Raw genomic sequence first — 16,328 nt, 5'->3', positions numbered from 1 at the left:
GCCCCAGGCTAGCGAAGTCCGGCCGCCCCACCGGGGTCCTGCACAGCGGCGGTTCCTCCCCAGCCCGGGGGCACAGCCGTCAGTCGCGCGGCAGCGCGGCGACCGCCTCCTCGGCGAAGACCGTCTCCCCGGCCCGCACGGTCCGCACGACGCGGGCAGTCAAGAGCGTCGAGGCCCCGTCGGCGAAGGGGTCCGTGTCGAGGACCGCGAAGTCGGCCGCGAACCCGGGAGCGAGACGCCCGCGCCAGTCGCCGTCCCCCGTCGACGCGGCCGCATCGCGCGTGGCGTGGGCGATGCTGTCGGTCAGGGGCAGAGCGAACTGCGGGTGCACCGCCGCCACGGTCGTGTCGAGAGCCGAGGCGCGGGTCGCCGCGACGTACATGTTGGCGAGGGCGTCGTAGGGGGCGGTCGGCGCGTCGGTCGAGAACGCCAGAAGAGTTCCCGCGCGCTCGTACTCGAGCCACGCGAACGCACGGTCGGCCCGCTCGTCACCGAGCATCGCGGCCCAGTTCGGGTAGATCGCCGGGTCGGCGTGGACCGGCTGCATGGATGCCGTGACTCCGAGCCGCGCCATGCGCTCCGCCGTCCCCGGGGCGGCGTACTCGAGGTGCTCGATGCGGTGGCGACGAGGCAGATCGCCGTTGGCGCGGTAGGCGCGCTCGAGGGCGACGAGCGCCGCGTCGCTCGCGGCGTCGCCGATCGCGTGCATCGCGATCTGAAGCCCCGCGGCGTCGGCAGCGCCCACCACCGGCGCGAGATCGGCGAGCGGCCAGATGGGGGCGGCGTTCGAACCGTCGGCGTACGGGGCGCCCATCGCCGCCGTGCACGCGTCGATCGTGCCGTCGAGGATCAGCTTGATGCCGATCACCCGCACCCACGACGAGCAGGTGCGCTCGACGAGGTCGATCACGCGGTCCAACTGGGCGAGGTTCTTCTCGCGATCACCGGTGTTCTCCACCAGCCAGTGTGCGGCGACGCGGATCGGGAGCCGCCCGCCGTGGCGCGTCACGGCTCTCTCGAAGGCGGCGAGGCCGTGCTCGTTGAAAGCCATGTCGACGACTCCGACGACTCCGGCGCGCACGTACGCGTCGATCACGCGATCGACGGCGGCGTCGCGCTCGTCGTCGGTCGTGGAGGAGTCGCGACGGGCCCACGCGTAGCGGATCGCGGCCGTCTCGAAGAGCATCCCGTTCGGCTCGCCGTCGGCGTCGCGGCCGATCTCGCCGCCGAGCGGGTCGGGGGTGTCGCGGGTGATGCCGAGCTCGGCCAGCGCCGCCGAGTTCACCCAGCAGGAGTGGTAGTCGTTGGCGTCCAGGTAGACGGGGACGTCGGAGACGACCGCGTCGATCATGCTCGCGGTCGGCGCCCCGCCCGGAATCGAGTCGAACAGCCACCCGCGCCCCCAGATCGCGGGCGCCTCGGGAGCCGCCTCGCGCGCCTCGCGCAGGAGGACCTGGATCGCCTCGAGCGACCGCGCCTCGGTCAACGGCACCTGCGCGAGGGACGCGCCCATCATCAGCAGGTGCGTGTGCGCGTCGGTGAAGCCCGGGAGCACGACGGCTCCCCCCAGGTCGACCACCTCGTCGGCCGTGGACGCCAGCGCCTCGGCCCCGACGGCCGCGATCGTCTCGCCGTCGACGGCGATGGCATCCGTCCACTGCCGTCGCGGATCGGTGTGGGCGGTGAAGATCCGTCCCCCGCGGTAGAGCGTGCGCGTCATGCTGCCTCCTTCGCGGCGCGCTCGAGCCGTCGCGAGAGCACGCCGATGATGCCGGCCGGAACGGCCAGGACGAAGCTCGCGAGGGCGAGCGTGAGGGCGAAGCCCTGGTATCCCAGGAGCCCCACCAGGGATGCGCCGATCACGGGCGTGAGCGCCGAACCGACGAGGTAGGTCGCGAGCAGGGGCCCGGACCAGCGTCCGTCGGCGTCGAGAGCCGCGGCCGTGGCGACGAAGTACATGAAGGCGACGGCGTAGATCGTGTTCCACGCGATGAAGACCACGACGAAGAGCGTCGGATCGGTCACGGAGCCTTCGACGATCTTCAGGATGCCGCCGGCCACCAGCAGGACGATCAGGGGGATGCCGCGACCCAGGCGATCTCCGACGGCCACGAGCGCGATGGTGCCGAGCAGGCCTCCCGCGGTGGCGCCGCTGAGGGCGAGGCTGAGCCCCTCGGGCGTCAGACCGGCGTTGTCGGCGCCCATGACCCCGGCCATGGCCCACAGCGAATCCTCGCTCGCGGCCCACAGGGCGAACACGACGAGGAGCACGAAGCCCGCAACCGTGACCGTGCGCGAGGGCGGCGCGGCGGAGCGGAGCGTGCCGGTGGGAGGGACCTCGATGGGGACGGCCTCGCCGATCGCCGCCGCCGCGTGCACCGTCGCGGCCGGGGCCGTGGGCATCCACGACACCGTGAGCAGGGCGAGGACGCTGAACACCGCCATCGAGCCGAACACGTCGATCGGGGCGAGGCCGATCAGCGGGACGACGGCGAGGATGACCGTGATGAGCCCGCGGTTGGCCAGACCGTTGAGTCCGGCGACGCGGTCGGGGTTGCGGAACGCGGCGAGGGCGGCGCCCGCGGCCGCGACCGCCCCACCGGCTCCGACCCCGCCGAGGAGCAGGCCCGTCACGACGAGCGCGGGAACGAGCGCCGCGGCGCCGAAGCCGACGACCGCGAGGATCAGACCGACGCGCGCGACCAGGCGACGGCGCGGTCCCGCGCACGCGGGGGCGACGGCGAGGCCGACGAGGGCGGTGAGCAGCAGGGTCGCCGTGACGATCCAGCTCGCCGTGAGCACGTCGGCGCCGACGCCCGTCTGGACGGCGGCGATCATGTACGGCGACAGGTTGACGCCGAGGTACCCCGCGATGCCGACGAGGAACGTCGAGGAGGCGGTGGAGAAGCGGATGGGGAGTCGGGCGGCGCCGACGGACGTCGGGGCGGTCTGGACGGAAGCGGACACGGGTACCTCTCGGGGAGCCGGCGTGCGGCGGACACGGGACGGGCCGGGACGCCTCCTCGTCGAGAGCGTCCGGTGGACCCGAGGCTAGGGACCGTGTGTTTCGGTCTCCGTGCCCGTTCTGTTTCCCTGACATTAAACGTTTAAGTTCACCGCGCCGCAAGACCCCTCCGCGGATCGACCGCCACCCCGCGTCGGGTAACGTCACTGCTCGTGACCCCGCGCAAGCCGACGCTCCACGACGTGGCCGCCGGCGCGGGCGTGTCGGTCGCCGCCGCCTCGTTCGCCCTGCGCGGCAAGACCGGGGTCTCCCCCGACACCCGCGACCGCGTCCTGGGCGTCGCGCGCGACCTCGGCTACTCGGTCAACATCCCCGCGCGCAGCCTGCGGACGGCGCGGTCGGGAGCCGTCGGCCTGTCCCTGCCGGCGGGCACGACCCACCTGCCCTATTACACGGACTTCGCCTTCGGCGTCGTCGACGCCGCCGACCGCCGGGGGCTGTCGGTGATCCTCCTCCCCCACCGCGATGCCGCGGACACCTCCGCGCCGTCGGCGTTCGTCGACGGCTACGTGATCGTCGACGCGTCCGTCGAGGATCCCGGCATCCGGGCCCTGCTCGACTCGGACCGCCCCGTCGTCAGCGGCGAGCACGTCCTGGGCGGCGCGGGGCGCACCGAGGGCAGTGTCGCGACCGACCACCGCGCGGCGCTCACCCGACTGCTCGCCCATCTCGCCGACCGGGGCGCCGCGCGCATCGCCGCCATCCTGCCGCCCGACGGCACGTCGTGGAGCCGTGAGCTGGCCGAGACCTACGCCGAATGGACCCGCGCGCACGGTCGCGAAGACTTGTCGCGCCGGGTCTCGTTCGTGCCGACCGCCGACGAGATCGGCCGGGCCGTTGCCGAGCTCCTGGCGCTCCCCGAGGTGGACGCCCTCGTGATCGCCCCGAGCGGTTCCGCCGCGGCGACCCTCGAGGCCGCCGTTCGCGCCGGCCGCCGCGTCGGCGACGACCTCCTCGTCGCGGCGTGCGTCGACGAACCCGCGCACTCCCTGCTGTCGCCGCCGGTCACCTCGATCGACCTCGCCGCGCGCGAGCTCGGGTCGGCCTGTCTGGAACTGCTCGTCGAGGTGTGGGACGCCGACGAGACCCTCGAGACGGTGCGACTGGCCGAACCGCGACTCGTCGTCCGCGCGAGCACCGCGGGGCCCCTCCCCCGCGCGTGAGCCGCCGACGGCGCCCCGAAACGGCGGAAGACCGGATGCCACGGCCTCGGGCCACGGCATCCGGTCTTCGCTGAATCGGGTCAGGCTCCCCGCAGGCGCTCCGCCAGGTAGCCGTGCAGCGCGTCGAGGCCGATGCGCTCCTGGCCCATGGTGTCGCGGTCGCGCACGGTCACGGCGTTGTCGTCGAGGGAGTCGAAGTCGACCGTGACGCAGAACGGGGTGCCGATCTCGTCCTGGCGGCGGTAGCGGCGGCCGATCGCGCCCGCGTCGTCGAAGTCGATGTTCCAGCCGGCCGCGCGCAGCGTGTCGGCGACCTCGCGGGCCAGCGGCGACAGGCGCTCGTTGCGCGAGAGCGGGAGCACGGCGACCTTGACCGGCGCGAGGCGCGGGTCGAGCTTGAGCACCGTGCGGGTGTCGGTGCCGCCCTTGGCGTTGGGCACCTCTTCTTCGCGGTACGCGTCGACGAGGAAGGCCATCATGGCGCGCGTCAGACCGAACGAGGGCTCGATGACGTAGGGCGTGTACTTCTCGCCCGAGGCCTGGTCGAAGAACGTGAGCGACTGGCCCGACGCCTCGGAGTGGCTCTTCAGGTCGTAGTCGGTGCGGTTGGCGACGCCCATGAGCTCGCCCCACTCCTTGCCCGGGAAACCGAAGCGGTACTCGACGTCGATCGTGCCGGCGGAGTAGTGCGCGCGGTCGTCTTCGGGCACGTCGAAGCGCTTCATGTTCTCGGGGTCGATGCCGAGCTCGATGAACCAGTTCCAGCACGCCTCGACCCAGTGCTCGAACCACTCGTTCGCCTCGGCCGGCGGGGTGAAGTACTCGATCTCCATCTGCTCGAACTCGCGCGTGCGGAAGATGAAGTTTCCGGGGGTGATCTCGTTGCGGAAGGCCTTGCCGACCTGGCCGACGCCGAACGGGGGCTTGCGGCGCGATGCCGTGAGCACGTTCGAGAAGTTCACGAAGATGCCCTGCGCCGTCTCGGGGCGCAGGAAGTACAGGCCCGACTCGTCGTCGACGACGCCGAGGTAGGTCTTGACCAGGCCCGAGAACGACTTGGGCTCGGTGTACTGCCCCTTGGTGCCGCAGTTGGGGCAGGGCACGTCGGCGAGGCCGTTCTCGGCCTTGCGGTTCTTGCGCGCCTCGAAGTCCTCGATGAGGGTGTCGGCGCGGAAGCGCTTGTGGCAGCTCAGGCACTCCACGAGCGGGTCGGTGAAGGTCGCGACGTGACCCGAGGCCTCCCACACGCGCTTGGGCAGGATGATGCTCGAGTCGAGCCCCACCATGTCGCCGCGACCGCGAACGAAGGTCTGCCACCACTGCCGGCGGATGTTCTCTTTGAGCTCGGTGCCGAGGGGGCCGTAGTCCCATGCGGAGCGCGAACCGCCGTAGATCTCACCGGCCTGGAAGACGAACCCGCGATGGCGGGCGAGGGCGATGACCTTGTCGAGGCGGGACTGTTCGGCCACGGTGGCTCCAATGGTCGGGAAAGCTGTGGGGTTCGAGCGCGAGTGCGCGGCATCCAGTTTATCGAAGAGGCCCGTGCCCGCCTGGTCGCCCTCCGGGCGTCACCGCGTGAGGCGCTCGCGACGCACGGTGAACTCCTCGAGCGCGGCTTCGTCGATCTCGACACCGAGCCCGGCGCCGGTCGGTACGCGCACGTGCCCGTCCTCGATCACGGCCGGCTCGGTCACGATGTCGCGCGTGTAGAAGCGAGCGGATGCTGAGATGTCGCCCGGCAGCGTGAAGCCGGGCAGGGCCGCGAGGGCGGCGTTGGCCGCGCGGCCGATGCCGGTCTCGAGCATGCCCCCGCACCACACGGGAACGCCCGCGGCGAGCGCGCGGTCGTGGATCGCGACGGCCTCGAGGTAGCCGCCCACGCGGCCCGCCTTGATGTTGATGATCGCGGCGGAGCCGAGGGCGAGGGCGTCGGCCGCGGCCTTGTCGCTCACGATCGACTCGTCTAGGCAGACGGGCGTCGACAGGCGCTTCGCCAGGGTCGCGTGATCGACCAGGTCGTCCTCCTGCAGGGGTTGCTCGATGAGCAGCAGGTCGAAGCGGTCCAGTTCGGCGAGGGTGTCGGCATCCTGAAGCGTGTACGCGGAGTTGGCGTCGACCTGCAGCGGAATACCGCCGAAGGCCGCGCGGACGGCGGCCGTGTCGTCGATGTCGCGACCGGGCTTGATCTTGATCTTGATGCGCACGTACCCCTCGTCGAGGTAGCCGCCGACGGCCGCGACGAGAGCCCGCGGGTCGCTCTGGATGCCGACCGAGACGCCCGAGGGCACCCTGTCCTTCTCGGCGCCGAGGTACTCGCCGAAGCTGCGGTTCTCGGCGCGCAGGGCCGCGTCGATCACCGCGAGCTCGAGACCGCCTTCGCCATGCGGTGACCGACCACGTGGTGCAGCGCCCCGGCGACCTCCTCGGGTGCCACGGTCCGACGCGCGAGCAGGGCCGGGGCGAGGAAGCGGGTCAGCACGTCCCACGCGCCCTGCGTGTACTCGCTGGAGTACGACGGCTCGGACTGCGTCACCACTTCTCCCCAGCCGCGGCCGTCGGGCGTCTCGGCGGTCACGATGATCACCTCGCGCACCGTCTCGGTGCCGAACGAGGTGGTGAACGGCGACACGAGCGGCATGTGCAGCACGCGCAGGTCGACGGCATCGAGGGTCACGGGCGCGGCGGGGCGGATCAGCGGCATGACGGCAGGCTAGCGGGGGCGGCGGCCGGGCGGGACGACAGCCGGGCGGGGGCTGCACAACCCCTGCAGATCGGCACGTCTGCGGGTCCACGCCGAGCTGAACCTCCCGATCTGCAGGAGTTGTGCGCGGCCGGGCGACCGTAACGCCCGCGCGTGCACCTGGCAAGGGACCGCGCCCGCGCAGGGCCCGCGCGTAGCGTCGGCCGCATGAGCGCTGACTTCACCCCCCGCCACGCGATCGTCACCGGCTCCGACTCGGGCATCGGCGCGGCCACGGCCCTCGCCCTCGCCTCCGCCGGGATGGACGTCGCCGTCACCTACCACTCCGACAAGGACGGCGCCGAAGAGACCGCCGCAGCCGTGCGCGAGCGCGGTGTGAAGGCGATCGTCGCGCAGTTCGACGCGACCGACTTCGACGCGGTTCCGGATGCCGTGAACGCCATGGCCGACGAGCTCGGCGGCCTCGACGTGTTCGTCAACAACGCCGGAGGCGGCATCGGGGGCAGCTTCCTCGACCTCGACTTCGACACCTGGCGCACCGACATCTCACTCAACCTCGACGGGGCGTTCCTCGCCCTGCACACCGCCGCCCGCCGCATGGCGAAGGCCGGCAACGGCGGACGCTTGATCGTCGTGTCGAGCGTGCACGAGCACCAGCCGCGCGTCGGCTCGGCCCCCTACGTCGCCGCCAAGCACGGCGTCGGCGGACTCATCAAGACGATGGCCCTCGAGCTCGGCCAGTACGGCATCACCGCCAACGCGGTCGCGCCCGGCGAGATCGCCACCCCCATCAACGACATGTCGGCCGAAGACGCCGAGCGCACCCACCGCCCCGGCATCCCCCTGGGTCGCCCCGGAAAGCCCGACGAGGTCGCCGACGTCATCCGCTTCCTCGCCTCGCGCGAGAGCGCCTACGTCACCGGAGCCAGCTGGGTCGTCGACGGCGGCATGCTGCACATGGGCCCGCAGGCGGGCTCGCACATGGAGTCGGACGCCTGGCGCTCGGCCGGCGAGAAGGAGTGACCACCGTGAGCGACGAGAAGAGCTTCGAAGAGAACCGTCACGACCAGCTGACGAGCGCGCCGAAGGCGACGGAGGAAGACGCCGCGCCGCGCTTCGACGTCAGCGAGCACGACGGGATCACGCGGATCGACGTCCGCGACGACGCGGCCGTGCGACCGGGTCCGGGCCAGGGCGACCCGGCGGCCGAGAAGGACACCCCGATCACCGAGCAGTGACGCCCCCGCGTCCCGGCGCGAGGATGCGGGGCCGTCTCAGCCGACGATGAGGTACCCGCGGCGATCGAAACCGCCGATCCGTCGACCGGATGCCAGGTGCCCCCGCAGCTCGGCACGCATGCGCCGGCGCCACTCGGCGGCTGCCGCCGGGTCGCTCGAGCGCAGGGCCTCGATGTCGTCGGGCACGGGCACGACGGCCGAGATCCCGGCATCCGTTGGGGTGGGCGCGGGAGGTTCGGCGAGCGCCCACGACACCATCAGGCGGTCGGACTCGTCGCCGCGGTTCACCGCGTCGGCCATCTCGCCGTACTGGTTCACGAGGTAGTCGGTGACGCGCGCGCCCAGCACCGCGAGGTTGAAGTGGGCGTTGCGACCGACGAGCGGGTCGAACGTCCAGGTGATGCGGCCGACGCCGCGCTCAAGCGCCCACTCGCGCTGGTGGTTCTTCAGCTGTCGGCCCAGTCCGCGCCCCTGATATCCGGGGACGATGCCGGTGATGTGCGAGTGCATCGACCTCTCGGCGGGCGGGCCGAAGAACGCCGCCGAGGCGCCGATCATCCGGTCGCCGTCGTAGAGGCCGACGACGTAGTTTCCGGCGTGCTCGAGAGCCCGCAGGATGTTCGCCGGCATGGTCCCGTGCTCACCCCAGACCCGGTCGAGCACACCCGCGGCCTCGTGGATGGCTTCGACGGTGTCGAGGGTCCGGATGTCGATCTCGCTCATGCTCTCGAGTCTCGCACCGCGGCGCGGGCGCGTCAGCGCGGCAGAACCCCGCCGACGTGGCGGATGGTCCGCCCGCGCTCGATGACGATCGCGATCCCGCCCACGAGCCACAGCGGCACCTGCGTCAGGAAGGCGAGACGGAATGCGTCGAGCGAGTACGTCTCGGGGCTTCCTGCACCCTGCACGTCCATCGCGATGCCGATGAACAGGATGGCCAGGAGGGCCGCGAGGAATCCGCCGCCGTTGACGATGCCTGTCGCCGTGCTGAGGCGGTGACTCGGGGTGAACGTGCGCGCGTGATCGAATGCGATCATCGACGCCGGCCCCCCGGTCGACAGCGCGAACATGAGCACGACGAGCAGCCACACGGGCGCGGGCCCGGGCCAGACGATCACGACGATCCACATGACGGCCTGGAACACCACGGTCGGCAGCACGAGCCAGCGCGAACGGCGGGTGGGATGCCGACTCGACAGCGCCCCGATCACGGGACCGCTGAGGATGCTGAAGAGCACGAGCGAGGTCATCACGAGAGACGCGGTGGCGGGGGCGAGGCCCTCGCCCGCGGTGAGGAAGGGGAAGCCCCACAGCAGCATGAACGCCGTGCCCGCGAAGGGAGTGGCGAAGTGCGACCAGAACCCGAGACGCGTGCCGGGGTGCGCCCACGACTCGCGGAAACCCTGCCGCAGGTCGGGCGATGACCGCACCACGCGGATCGCGCCGGTCTGCGTGTCGACCGAGGTGTCGACCGGGTCGGACCGGCGTTCGGGCGGGCGGTTGCGGATGATCAGGAACGTCAGGACCGCGAACAGCAGGCCGAGACCCGCGACGCTGCCGAAGGCGACGCTCCAGCTCGTGGCGTGCAGGAGGGCGGCGAGCGGGACCACGGCGACGATCTGGCCGAGCTGACCGATGATCCCAGTCAGCTGCACGAGCACCGGCGCCCGCTGCGCGGGGAACCACGTCGCGATCACGCGCAGCACGCTCGGGAAGATCGCCGCATCGCCCGCACCGATGAGGACACGGGCCAGGATGCCGATCCCCACGGCATCCGCGGAGGCCATGACGAGCTGACCCGCGGCCATCAGCACCATGCCGATCGCGATCATCGGTCGCGCGCCGTACTTGTCGAGCAGGAGTCCGACCGGGATCTGCATCGCGCCGTAGACGAAGAGCTGGATGACGGCGAACATCGACAGGGCCGAGGCGTCGGCTCCGAAGCGCACAGCGGCATCCACCCCCACCGCCGAGAGCGAGGTGCGGTTGATGATCGACACGACGTACGCGAGAACGCCGACGATCCACAGCGTCCAGGTACGCCACCCCGGCCGGTCGAGGCGGAGGGTGCTGGTCACGTCTTCCAGGCTAGCCCCGGCCACCGACATCGGCGGCGGGGTGGCGGTGTGCGCAGGGCGCGCGCAGCGGGGTGCCTTCCGTGCAGCGGGGCGTCCGCCGACCGCCCCGGTGCACGAGACGCGCCCCGGTGCCGGCGAGCAGCGGGTGGCGCGTCAGCCCAGGACGGCCGCCATCTCGCGGCGGACCCGCTCGAGGTGATCACGCAGGGGCGCGCGCATCGCGTCGGCCGCCCACTGCTCGAGGGCCGTCTGCAGCAGCTCCACCGCGACACCGGCCACGACGCGCGCGTGCAGGGGCTCGACGCCGCGTGCGCGATACCCTTCGACCAACACCGCCCGCAGGTCGGCCTGTTTCTGCAGGTCGCGCTCGCGCAGGGCGGGCTCGGCCTCGATGAGGCGCCGCGCCGCCGCGATCTCGTCGCGGCGGGGCTCGAAGCGGTCGGTGGCGAGGGACTGGAACCCCGCCCACGCGATCTCGAAGGGCGAGCTGTCCGCCGGGGCGGCGGCGAGCATCTCGGCGGCCAGCCTCGGGATCTCGTCGTCGCCGAAGAACACCTCGCGCTTGTCGCCGAAATGACGGAAGAAGGTGCGCCGCGTCACCCCGGCCCGCTCGACGATGTCGGGCACCGTCGTCGCGTCGAATCCGCGCTCCGCGAAAAGCTGCATCGCGGCTTCGCGCAAGCGCTCTCTGGTGTCGGGTGCCCATCTGCCCATACGGAGATCGTATGGGACGACACTGTGTGTCATCACGTCTATAGTGAAGGCACTCCGTGTCATCACGCGAAAGGTCCCCCATGTCCTCGCACCCCGCCGCCCTGCTCTCCGCGCCTCGAGCCGCTCTCACCCGCGGCACGGTCGACACCCCGGCACCCGCCGCCGACGAGGTGCTCGTGCGCGTTCGCGCCGTGGCGGTCAACCCGCTCGACTGGGTGATCCAGGGCACCAGCCGCATCACCTACCGATGGCTGCAGACCCCCGCCGTGCTCGGCTCCGACGTCGCGGGCGAGGTCGTCGCGATCGGGTCCGGCGTCACGCGCCTCCGCGTGGGTCAGCGCGTCTTCGGGCTCGCGACCGGCACCGACCGCGGCCGGGATCCGCTGCGCGAAGGCGCGTTCCAGGAGTACACGACCCTGCTCGAGCGACTCACCGCCCCCACACCGGACAGCCTCTCCGACGAGGAGGCCGCCGTCTTCCCGCTGGGCCTGTCCACGGCGGCGTGCGCACTGTTCCAACCCCAGCACCTCGGACTCCGGATGCCGGGTGACCCGGCGCCCGACACCGCCCGAGGCGTCGTCGTGATCTGGGGCGGCTCCACGAGCGTGGGCATGAACGCCATCCAACTGGCCCGCGCCGCCGGCTACGACGTCGTGACCACGGCATCCGCCCGCAACGCGGCGACCGTGCGCAACCTCGGAGCGGACGCCGTCGTCGACCACCGCTCGCCCTCCGCCGTGGCCGAGCTGGTCGCGGCCGTCGGCGGACGCCCCGTGGTCGGGGCGGTGGCGCTCGGGGCCGGTTCGACCGACGCGTGCATCGACGTCCTCACCCGCACCGGCGGGAACCGGCTGGCCATGGCGAGCACGCCGATCGCGCTCGATTCACTGGTCGGTCGGCGCCGTCTGTTCCCCGCGATGCTGCCGGTCTTCACGCGCATCGGGCTCGGCACGCTGCGTTCGACGCTGCGCGCCCGCCGCCGCGGCATCCGCGCGAACTTCGTCTGGGGCAGCAGCCTCCGCGACGACGAGATGGGCCCGCGCCTCTGGGGCGAGGTCGTCCCGCGCCTGCTCGCCGAGGGCTCGCTCCGCCCCGCACCCGCCCCGCTCGTCGTCGGCGACGGCCTCGACACCGTGCAGGGCGCCCTCGACCGCCAGCGCGCGGGCGTCTCGGCGCAGAAGATCGTCGTGCGCCTCTGACGCGGGCCGGGGCCGGGCCCCGGCGGGCCGGCGTAAATGGCCCCGGGGCGGCACAAGAGGCCCCGGGGCCACGAACCACGCCCCGAAGCGACACCGCGCGTGGTCGGCGACGCCACCCGCGCGCGGAATAATGGTCCGATGGTCTCCGCGAGCCCCCACCTGCAGCCCGATCACGCCTGTCTCATCGTGCACGGCAGTGACACCCCCGGCATCATCGCCGCGGTCTCGGCGCTGATCGCGCGCCAGGGCGGCAACATCGTCGCCTTCGACCAGTACTCCGACGATCCCCGTGGCGGGGCGTACTTCCAGCGCGTGGTCTTCCACCGCCCCGACCTCTCGGCCGCGTTCCCCGAGATCGAGGCCGACCTCGCGAAGACCCTCGGCGACGGCTTCGAGCTCGAGTGGACGCTCACCGACCTCTCGACGCCCAAGCGCATGGCGATCCTCGCCTCGAAGCAGGACCACTGCCTGCTCGACCTGCTGTGGCGTCACCGCCGCGGCGACCTCCCCGTCAGCATCCCCATGGTCGTGTCGAACCACACGACGGCGGCGGAGGACGTGCGCTCGTTCGGCGTGCCCTTCTTCCACGTCCCGTCGACGCCGGGGCCCGACAAGTCGGCATCCGAGGCCCGCATCCTCGAGCTGCTGGTCGGCAACGTCGACTTCATCGTGCTCGCGCGCTACATGCAGATCCTCTCGCCGGAGTTCCTCGAGAAGATCGGCGTGCCGGTGATCAACATCCACCACTCGTTCCTGCCGGCCTTCATCGGCGCGGAGCCGTACAAGAAGGCGAAGCAGCGCGGCGTCAAGCTCATCGGAGCGACCTCGCACTACGTCACGAGCGACCTCGACGAGGGTCCGATCATCGAGCAGGACACGGTCCGCGTGACCCACGCCGACTCCTCGGCCGAGCTCGCCCGCCGCGGTGCCGACGTCGAGCGCCAGGTGCTCTCGCGCGCCGTGCTCTGGCACGCCGAAGACCGCGTGATCCGCCACGGAAACCACACGATCGTCTTCTGATCCCGGATGCCGGCCCCCGGCCGCCGCGCGTGGCTCGACGCCCGCACGCAGGCGTGAGGGGTCGTTTCCTGTCGCCTACGGTGATGCAAAGCGACAGAAGACGACCCCTCACGCGAGAGTGGTCACTCCGGGTCGGTCGCCCGGCTGAGCGGGCCCGAACCGCCGCGCGGCGGCTGCTTGCGCTGGTCCGAGAGCTCGCCGCCCTGGCGGCCGCCATAGGGGCGTCCGTGGTCGGCGAACTCCGCGCGGAAGTACGCCAGACGCCAGCCGCCCAGCTCGACGCGCGCGCCGGTGCGCAGGATGCGTCCGCCGCGGTCGCGTCCGGGGCCCTGCTCGCGTGCCCCGCCACCGCCGACCTGGTCGAAACCGTAGAGGACGTACTCGTCGTCGCCCTCGTGGCGGATCTCGGCGTGGACCGGCGCGAGACCGGGAAGCCGCAGGTCGACCCCCTCGCCCGAACCGATGACCGTCTTGGTCGGCAGCAGGTCGAACTCCCGCGGACGCGAGCCGTCCCACGACGAGTCACCGACCGCGAAGATCAGGCGCGGCCGACCGGAACCGGGCGTGTAGTGGGTCGTCGTGATGCGCCGTCGCACCGTGCGATTGACCGTCGGCACGAGGGGTAGCGGCGTCTCAGGCGGAATCGGGAAGGTGAGCGCCTGCCCCTTGTTCCGCCGCGTCAGCAACGGCGCCACCGCCGAGACGGACCCGAGGCGGATGTGCTTCGACCCCGTGATCGCGCGCTGCAGCACGCTGCTCTTCACGTCGCCGAGATGCAGGATCGGACCCTCCGGTCCCTCGAGCTTCACCGAGATACCTCGGGATGCCAGGGCGTCGGCAACCGTGGACAGCTCGGCGAGCGTCCGCCGGCCGTTGCCGGGCAACCGCGAGGGGTCGCTCACGACGATGCGCACCTCGGTGCCCGCGGCCGTGACCGTGCCCTCGAACGGCGGGGTGTCGGCATCCTGGTCCTGCTCGTGTTCCGACAAGGCGAGGTCGATGTCGAGGCGCACCATGATGGCGCCTCCCCTCAGTTGCCGCGGTACGGGTCGGACCCGGCCGCGGTGTCGTCGCTCGTGGTGACGCGGAGGGTGCCGTTGAGCTTCCAGGTCGCGCGGGGCGCGTCGGGGCCGATGTCGCGCGGCACCTCGACGGTCATATCGACGAACGAGTAGTTGACCGCGGCGCCGCGGCCGGTCAGGTACGACCACATCTCGCGGCCGAGGTCGGTCCAGTCGGTGATGGAGTGGCCCTCGGGTCCGCTCGAGGCGGCGAACGGGTCGTTGGTGGGAGTGGTGTCCGACATGGCTTCGGTCCCTTCTTTCGTTTCGAGGCCACCAGCGTCCCAGCGGGTCGGGGCTCGAAAGGAGGGATTGCGCTCGGGCGTCGGGTGCGGGACCATCTGCCCGACCCCCAAAGAGCTGTTTGACGGTTGCTCGCGGGCGCGCCACGATGGCGGGATGTCCCAGATCGACGAACTGCGCGCGACCGCGCACCCCCTGCGCCTGCGGTTGCTGTCGCTGCTCACCGGAGCGGCGATGAGCGCGGCGGATGCCGGTCGCGAGCTCGGCATCTCCCAGGCGTCGGCGAGCTACCACCTGCGAGTGCTCGAACGGGCCGGACTGATCCGCGTCGTCGAGGTCGTGCGGCTGCGCGGCGGGGACGCGCGGCGCTACCGCCACGAGAGCTCTTCGCGGCGGTACGACCCGGAGACGCACCTGGGTGAGCGCGCGCCCGCGGGCGAAGAGGAGTACGTCGCCGCGCTCGTCGACGAACTCCGCCGCCGCGCACGCGCACGCACGGACGGGCCGGCCCTGACCACGGATGCCGAACTCTGGGTCGACCCGCAGATCTGGAGCCGCATCGTGCAGCACGTCGGCGAAGCGTCGGCCCTTCTGCACGCCGCAGCCCAGCCCCCGCGAACCCCCGGCACACGACCGGTGTCGATGACAGCGGCGCTCTTCCCGATCCGACGCCCGCGGTGACGGGGCCCCTCTCCCACGCGCCGTTCCGCTGGCTGCTCGCCGCCCGGACCACCGCGATCGTGGGCAATTCCGTCGCCCCGATCGCGCTCGCCTTCGCCGTGCTCGATCTCACCGGCTCGGCAGCCGACCTGGGACTCGTGGTCGCTGCGCGCTCGATCGCGAACGTGGCGATGCTGCTGTTCGGCGGGGTCCTCGCCGATCGCCTGCCCCGCGGGGCCGTGTTGGTGGGCTCATCCCTGGCGGCGGCCGCCACGCAGGGCACGATCGCCGCCCTCGTGCTGACCGGAACGGCCGGCATCCCGATCCTCATCGCGCTCAGCGTCGTGAACGGCGCGGTATCGGCGGTGAGCCTCCCGGCCGCCGCCGCCCTCGTTCCCGACACGGTGCCGGCATCCCTCCTGCGCCCGGCGAATGCGCTGCTGCGCCTCGGTCTGAACGGCGGCAGCATCGCCGGCGCTTCCGTCGGAGCCGTCGTGGTCGCCGCGGTCGGGCCCGGATGGGGTCTCGCGATCGACGCTGCCGCTTTCGCCGTGGCGGCGATCCTCTTCACCCGCCTGCGCCTCCCGCAGAGGTCGGATGCCGCGGACCCCGGCGCGACGGCATCGGTCTGGACCGAACTGCGCGAGGGGTGGCGGGAGTTCGCGAGTCGTCGATGGATCTGGATCGTCGTGCTGCAGTTCGCCGTCCTCAACGCCGCGTTCGTCGGAGCCACCACGGTTCTCGGCCCCCTCGTCGCGGACGAGACCTTCGGCCGCGGTGGGTGGGGACTCGTCGTCGCCGCGCAGACCGCGGGCCTCGCGCTGGGTGCGGTGATCGCCCTGCGTTGGCACCCGCGACGTGCGCTCGGGTTGGGCGTCGCCGGCATGGCATCCGTCGCTCTCCCCGTCGCGGTGCTCGCGGTGCAGCCGACGCTCGCGCTGCTCGTGGTCGCGTTCGGCGTCGGAGGGGTGGCCATCGAGCTCTTCGCGATCGCCTGGGACCAGTCGTTGCAGACCCAGGTCCCGCGCGAGGCGCTTTCGCGGGTGTACTCGTACGACATGGTCGGTTCGTTCGTGGCCGTCCCCCTTGGGGAGATCCTGGTGGGACCCCTGGCGCACGAACTCGGAGCACCCCCGGTACTTCTCGGCTGCGCGGCCGTCATCGTGGTGGCGACGGTGTTCGCGGGCTGCTCCCGGAGCGTGTGGCGCGTGCGCACCACCTGACAG

General features: G+C 72.1%; 15 protein-coding genes and 1 pseudogene. 7 read left to right on the top strand and 9 right to left on the bottom strand.

Annotated features, from left to right (window positions below; genetic code table 11):
• Positions 1 to 79: 79 nt before the first annotated feature.
• Positions 80 to 1,720 (bottom strand): amidohydrolase, encoded by a 1,641-nt coding sequence (locus BLS25_RS05115; RefSeq protein ID WP_074694655.1) that lies wholly within the window; start codon positions 1,718 to 1,720, stop codon positions 80 to 82.
• Positions 1,717 to 2,967, bottom strand: coding sequence for a hypothetical protein (locus BLS25_RS05110; protein ID WP_056224640.1), 1,251 nt, complete (start codon positions 2,965 to 2,967; stop codon positions 1,717 to 1,719). The genes BLS25_RS05115 and BLS25_RS05110 overlap by 4 nt, the downstream gene beginning before the upstream one ends.
• Before the next feature lie 210 nt (positions 2,968 to 3,177).
• Between BLS25_RS05110 and BLS25_RS05105 the strand changes: the two genes are divergently transcribed.
• Positions 3,178 to 4,188, top strand: a complete 1,011-nt coding sequence (locus tag BLS25_RS05105) for a LacI family DNA-binding transcriptional regulator (RefSeq protein ID WP_074694654.1) — start codon at positions 3,178 to 3,180, stop codon at positions 4,186 to 4,188.
• 80 nt (positions 4,189 to 4,268) lie between these two features.
• Here the strand turns inward: BLS25_RS05105 and BLS25_RS05100 are convergent, their stop codons facing one another.
• The gene (locus BLS25_RS05100) at positions 4,269 to 5,657 is read right to left on the bottom strand and encodes a glycine--tRNA ligase (protein ID WP_056224644.1); all 1,389 of its coding nucleotides are present in this window, start codon (positions 5,655 to 5,657) and stop codon (positions 4,269 to 4,271) included.
• A 99-nt stretch (positions 5,658 to 5,756) separates the two neighbouring features.
• A pseudogene (gene menC / locus BLS25_RS05095) lies at positions 5,757 to 6,889 on the bottom strand (o-succinylbenzoate synthase).
• A 207-nt stretch (positions 6,890 to 7,096) separates the two neighbouring features.
• On the opposite strand from menC, the gene BLS25_RS05090 reads away from it, so the two are divergent.
• Both BLS25_RS05090 and BLS25_RS05085 read left to right on the top strand, forming a co-directional pair.
• Positions 7,097 to 7,912 (top strand): SDR family oxidoreductase, encoded by an 816-nt coding sequence (locus BLS25_RS05090; protein ID WP_056224648.1) that lies wholly within the window; start codon positions 7,097 to 7,099, stop codon positions 7,910 to 7,912.
• Positions 7,913 to 7,917: 5 nt separating this feature from the next.
• Positions 7,918 to 8,127: a hypothetical protein gene (locus tag BLS25_RS05085; protein WP_056228063.1), complete on the top strand. Its 210-nt coding sequence runs from the start codon at positions 7,918 to 7,920 to the stop codon at positions 8,125 to 8,127.
• A gap of 36 nt (positions 8,128 to 8,163) precedes the next feature.
• On the opposite strand, the gene BLS25_RS05080 is transcribed toward BLS25_RS05085, so the two are convergent.
• From BLS25_RS05080 to BLS25_RS05070, 3 genes are all read right to left on the bottom strand, one after another.
• A complete protein-coding gene (locus BLS25_RS05080; RefSeq protein WP_056224649.1) occupies positions 8,164 to 8,850 on the bottom strand; it encodes a GNAT family N-acetyltransferase in 687 nt (228 codons plus the stop codon).
• 32 nt (positions 8,851 to 8,882) lie between these two features.
• The gene (locus BLS25_RS05075; RefSeq protein ID WP_074694653.1) at positions 8,883 to 10,205 is read right to left on the bottom strand and encodes an MFS transporter; all 1,323 of its coding nucleotides are present in this window, start codon (positions 10,203 to 10,205) and stop codon (positions 8,883 to 8,885) included.
• A gap of 153 nt (positions 10,206 to 10,358) precedes the next feature.
• Positions 10,359 to 10,919, bottom strand: a complete 561-nt coding sequence (locus BLS25_RS05070; protein WP_074694652.1) for a TetR family transcriptional regulator — start codon at positions 10,917 to 10,919, stop codon at positions 10,359 to 10,361.
• Positions 10,920 to 10,999: 80 nt separating this feature from the next.
• Between BLS25_RS05070 and BLS25_RS05065 the strand changes: the two genes are divergently transcribed.
• Both BLS25_RS05065 and purU read left to right on the top strand, forming a co-directional pair.
• On the top strand, positions 11,000 to 12,118 hold the full coding sequence (locus BLS25_RS05065; protein ID WP_074694651.1) for a zinc-binding alcohol dehydrogenase family protein: 1,119 nt from the start codon (positions 11,000 to 11,002) through the stop codon (positions 12,116 to 12,118).
• 138 nt (positions 12,119 to 12,256) lie between these two features.
• Complete coding sequence (gene purU / locus BLS25_RS05060) at positions 12,257 to 13,138, top strand: formyltetrahydrofolate deformylase (protein ID WP_074694650.1); 882 nt, start codon at positions 12,257 to 12,259, stop codon at positions 13,136 to 13,138.
• Between the two features lie 122 nt (positions 13,139 to 13,260).
• On the opposite strand, the gene BLS25_RS05055 is transcribed toward purU, so the two are convergent.
• Together BLS25_RS05055 and BLS25_RS05050 are read right to left on the bottom strand one after the other, a co-directional pair.
• Positions 13,261 to 14,154 carry an FHA domain-containing protein gene (locus tag BLS25_RS05055; RefSeq protein WP_074694649.1) on the bottom strand — a complete coding sequence of 298 codons (894 nt, stop codon included), beginning with the start codon at positions 14,152 to 14,154 and terminating at the stop codon, positions 13,261 to 13,263.
• Between the two features lie 14 nt (positions 14,155 to 14,168).
• Positions 14,169 to 14,444 carry a hypothetical protein gene (locus BLS25_RS05050; RefSeq protein WP_056224661.1) on the bottom strand — a complete coding sequence of 92 codons (276 nt, stop codon included), beginning with the start codon at positions 14,442 to 14,444 and terminating at the stop codon, positions 14,169 to 14,171.
• A gap of 154 nt (positions 14,445 to 14,598) precedes the next feature.
• Here BLS25_RS05050 and BLS25_RS05045 point away from each other — a divergent pair, with 154 nt between their 5' ends.
• The gene (locus tag BLS25_RS05045; RefSeq protein ID WP_074694648.1) at positions 14,599 to 15,123 is read left to right on the top strand and encodes a winged helix-turn-helix domain-containing protein; all 525 of its coding nucleotides are present in this window, start codon (positions 14,599 to 14,601) and stop codon (positions 15,121 to 15,123) included.
• Positions 15,120 to 16,325 (top strand): MFS transporter, encoded by a 1,206-nt coding sequence (locus tag BLS25_RS05040; protein ID WP_074694647.1) that lies wholly within the window; start codon positions 15,120 to 15,122, stop codon positions 16,323 to 16,325. Before BLS25_RS05045 ends, BLS25_RS05040 begins: the two co-directional genes overlap by 4 nt.
• Positions 16,326 to 16,328: the final 3 nt, after the last annotated feature.

The organism is Microbacterium testaceum StLB037 (assembly GCF_900104345.1).
Lineage (GTDB): Bacteria > Actinomycetota > Actinomycetes > Actinomycetales > Microbacteriaceae > Microbacterium > Microbacterium testaceum_A.
The sequence above is the reverse complement of the archived record's forward strand: the minus strand, read 5'-3'. Positions and strand labels throughout refer to the sequence as shown.

Coding starts and splice junctions, on each gene's coding strand:
- BLS25_RS05115 (WP_074694655.1), bottom strand. CDS start 1,720: ATGACGCGCACGCTCTACCGCGGGGGACGGATCTTCACCGCCCACACC.
- BLS25_RS05090 (WP_056224648.1), top strand. CDS start 7,097: ATGAGCGCTGACTTCACCCCCCGCCACGCGATCGTCACCGGCTCCGAC.
- BLS25_RS05080 (WP_056224649.1), bottom strand. CDS start 8,850: ATGAGCGAGATCGACATCCGGACCCTCGACACCGTCGAAGCCATCCAC.
- BLS25_RS05070 (WP_074694652.1), bottom strand. CDS start 10,919: ATGGGCAGATGGGCACCCGACACCAGAGAGCGCTTGCGCGAAGCCGCG.
- BLS25_RS05065 (WP_074694651.1), top strand. CDS start 11,000: ATGTCCTCGCACCCCGCCGCCCTGCTCTCCGCGCCTCGAGCCGCTCTC.
- purU (WP_074694650.1), top strand. CDS start 12,257: ATGGTCTCCGCGAGCCCCCACCTGCAGCCCGATCACGCCTGTCTCATC.
- BLS25_RS05055 (WP_074694649.1), bottom strand. CDS start 14,154: ATGGTGCGCCTCGACATCGACCTCGCCTTGTCGGAACACGAGCAGGAC.
- BLS25_RS05050 (WP_056224661.1), bottom strand. CDS start 14,444: ATGTCGGACACCACTCCCACCAACGACCCGTTCGCCGCCTCGAGCGGA.
- BLS25_RS05045 (WP_074694648.1), top strand. CDS start 14,599: ATGTCCCAGATCGACGAACTGCGCGCGACCGCGCACCCCCTGCGCCTG.